Origin of the sequence: Stenotrophomonas panacihumi (assembly GCF_001431645.1) — a bacterium.
Lineage (GTDB): Bacteria > Pseudomonadota > Gammaproteobacteria > Xanthomonadales > Xanthomonadaceae > Stenotrophomonas_A > Stenotrophomonas_A panacihumi.
In genome coordinates this window covers 1-773 of sequence record NZ_LLXU01000048.1, presented here as the reverse complement: position 1 = coordinate 773, position 773 = coordinate 1, and the positions used below count along the sequence as shown (strand labels likewise).

The following is a 773-nucleotide window of genomic DNA, read 5'->3' as shown; positions in this document are numbered from 1 at the left end:
CGGTGCTGATCCTGGATGGCAAGGAGGTCGGCAAGCGGCGCATCGAGCGCACCGTGGCGGGGCGCTTCGGCATCGACACCTTCGGCGTGTGCTGCGATACCGGCTCGCCTGTATGCAAGGAATACAAGCCGCCGTTCGCCTTCACCGGACAGATCGGCAAGGTGGAGATCGTGCTCGGCGATGCAGGCCTCAGCGAGGCCGAAGAGCGGGAGCTGCAGGCCAAGTTCCACGCGGGTATCAACTACTGAAACTGCTTGCGTCGTCTTCAACGACCGGGCACTAGCGGAGCACGCATCCATGACAAGCAAGAAGCCGCAGGCCAAGCCGGAAGTATCCAGCGCCAAAACGCCCAACGTTCTGCCACGTCCGGATTTCAAGTTTTTGGGCGAGGTCGGCCGGACCTACATGGAATCGGACTCGCCGCAGTTTCCGCAGCCCATCGAGGCACCCGCGCAGGCGCCCAACATCGTGTTGCTACTGGTCGATGACTGCGGTTTTGGCCAGTACAGCACCTTTGGCGGCGCGATCCCATCCCACACGATGGACAGGCTGGCGGCCGAGGGCCTGCGCTTCAATCGCTTCCATACCACCGCACTGTGCAGCCCCACGCGCGCGGCGCTTATCACCGGGCGCAACCACCACTCAGCATCGTTTGCCGGTATCACCGAGATCGCCACGGGTTATGACGGCTATACCTGCGTATTGCCGAAAAGCTGCGGAACGATCGGCGAAGTGCTGCGCCAGAACGGCTACATGACCGCGTGGATCGGCAA

The 773-nt window shown here is 62.6% G+C and carries 2 protein-coding genes; both read left to right on the top strand.

Translation table 11 applies throughout. The annotated features are described in order from the left end of the window. The coding region (locus tag ARC20_RS18485; protein ID WP_161809460.1) for a hypothetical protein at positions 1–248 on the top strand (248 nt) is incomplete at its 5' end. A gap of 49 nt (positions 249–297) precedes the next feature. Continuing rightward, positions 298–773 (top strand): sulfatase-like hydrolase/transferase (locus ARC20_RS02210; protein WP_152983944.1); only part of this gene is annotated, 476 nt, incomplete at its 3' end.